Origin of the sequence: Streptomyces sp. SID1328 (genome assembly GCF_009865595.1) — a bacterium.
Taxonomy (GTDB): domain Bacteria; phylum Actinomycetota; class Actinomycetes; order Streptomycetales; family Streptomycetaceae; genus Streptomyces; species Streptomyces griseoluteus.
In genome coordinates this window covers 1-2,176 of record NZ_WWKH01000940.1, presented here as the reverse complement: position 1 = coordinate 2,176, position 2,176 = coordinate 1, and the positions used below count along the sequence as shown (strand labels likewise).

Genomic DNA, 2,176 nt, shown 5'->3' with positions numbered 1-2,176 from the left:
GGCCCCGAGGTCACCGAGCTGCGCCGCCGCCTTCTGCGCATCCCCGACGTGTTCCGCGACGGTTCCGCCACCGGCCCCTACGACGCCCCACTCACCGAAGCCGTGGCCCGGTTCCAGCTCTGGTACGGCATCCGGGGCGACGAGACCGGCGTCTACGGCGACGACACCCGCCGGGACCTGGAGTCCCGCACCGGCTGAGTCCTCATTCCTCCGGGAACCGGATGTCCACCACGCACACGTCGTCGCGGTGCTCGTCCACCAGCATCGAGGTGAGCAGCGAGTCCAGACTGTCGCCACCCTTGGTGAGGACCGCGTCGGCGAGCCGGGCGAAGCCGGCGAGGACGTCCTCGCCGGGGCGCTCCACCAGACCGTCGGTGAACAGCAGCAGCCGGTCGCCGGGCTCCAGCCGGGCCTCGGCGGAGTCGAACACCGGGGTCGCGCTCGCGCCGAGCAGCATGCCGACGGGCCGGGTGAGGAAGCAGGCCGTGCCGCCGCGTACCAGCAGTGGCGGCGGGTGCCCGGCCTGGGCCCAGGCCAGTACGCGGGTCGTGGGGTCGTAGCGGGCGAGGACCATGGTGGCGGTGGAGCGGCCGTCCCGTGAGTGCAGCAGCAGGGTGTTCAGCCGGGTCAGCGCCCCGGTCAGCGAGGAGCCCGTACCCACCATGCCCTTGGCGGTGAAGCGGAGCTGAGCCATCGTGGCCACCGCTCCGATGCCGTGCCCGGCCACGTCGCCGACCACGAACAGGGCCGCGTCGTCGGAGAGTTCGATCGCGCTGAACCAGTCGCCGCCGACCTGGATGCCCGACTGGGCGGGCAGATAGGCGACTTCGACCCGCAGCCCGGCCAGGCTGACCGGGCCGGCCGGCAGGGGCAGCAGCGCGTGCTGCAGCCGGTCGGCCAGCGCCCGCTCGGCCTGGAGCACCCCGCGCTGGAGCAGCATCGCCCGCTCGCTCTCGACCAGCGCGAGTTCGGCGCTGCGCTGGGCGGTGAGGTCCTGTACGAACCCGTGCACCTCGGCGGGCGTGCCGTCCGGCTCGGTCACCGCCTCCGCGACCATCCGCAGGTGCCGTACCCCGCTCGGCGCGTCGATACGGAAGGGCACGTCGAAGGGGCGGGCACGGTCGACGAGTTCGGTGATCGCGGCGCGCAGCGGAGCCGCGTCCTGCGGCGCCACCAACGCGGGCAGCTCCGCCAGCGGCACCGGCCCGCGCGCCGCGTTGAGACCGAGCACGGCGTACGTCTGCGCGGACCAGGAGGTCTCGCCGGTGACCAGGTTCCAGTTGGCCCAGCCCAGATTGCCCAGCCGCTGCACGTCCCACAGCCGCTGCTCCTGCCGGTCCACCGGGTCCAGCCGCAGCCAGCTCACCAGCAGCCCGTCGCCCAGCGGCGTCGCCCGCACGGAGTAGGTGGCGGTCACCGGTACGCCGTCCACCACGTCCTGGTAGGCGAACGGCGCGCTCTCGAAGGGCACGCCGGTGGTGAGCGCCGTGAGATAGCCGTGCCACAACTGCTCGCCCGCGACACTGGGATAGCTCTCCAGGATCTGCCGGCCGAGCATGTCGCGCCCGGTGTTGCCGAACACGTCGACCGCCTCCGGGCTCACGGCCTCGATCCGGTAGTCCTCGACCGCGCCGGACGCGGCGCGCAGCGGGCGCAGCAGGATGGTGGCACCCGGCAGCGCGTCGAGCACCGTCTGCACGTACGGGGTGATGCCGCTCGCGTCGCCGGCCCGGTCCGCATCGAAGGCCCGCAGCCGCCCCGCGCACAACCGGGCCGCACCCAACAGCAGTTGACGCTCGCGGGGCTCGAACGGACCCTCCTCAGCACGCAGTACGCCGAGCGCCACGCCCGAGCCGGGCCCCCCGGGCACCGGCAGCCAGGCCCGCGACAGCCACCGCTCCGAGGGGTCCAGGAGCACGTAGTTGCGCCGGTCCTCGGCGAAATTCTCCAGCCAGCGCGGCGCGCCGGTGTGCAGACAGTCCAGCGGGGCGAGCCTGTTCACCTCGGGCAGGTGGCGCCAGCGCCCGGCGAGGGCGGCGTCGACGCCCGCGTACCCGATGAGTTCGAGGCCGTCCTCGGGCCGGTGCTGGTACAGCACGACGGCGTCGACGGCCGTGTCCGGACTCAGGTGGCGCAGCAGGCACCCGGCCAGCTCCTGCGGCGAGCCGACCCGCAC

2 protein-coding genes are annotated in these 2,176 nt (G+C 73.9%); one reads left to right on the top strand and one right to left on the bottom strand.

Features of this window, described 5'->3' with window-relative positions; translation table 11 throughout:
- Window positions 1-198 (top strand): peptidoglycan-binding domain-containing protein (locus tag GT030_RS30455; RefSeq protein ID WP_161203851.1); only part of this gene is annotated, 198 nt, incomplete at its 5' end.
- A gap of 4 nt (window positions 199-202) precedes the next feature.
- Here GT030_RS30455 and GT030_RS30450 read toward each other — a convergent pair.
- The coding region (locus GT030_RS30450) for a PP2C family protein-serine/threonine phosphatase (protein WP_161203850.1) at window positions 203-2,176 on the bottom strand (1,974 nt) is incomplete at its 5' end.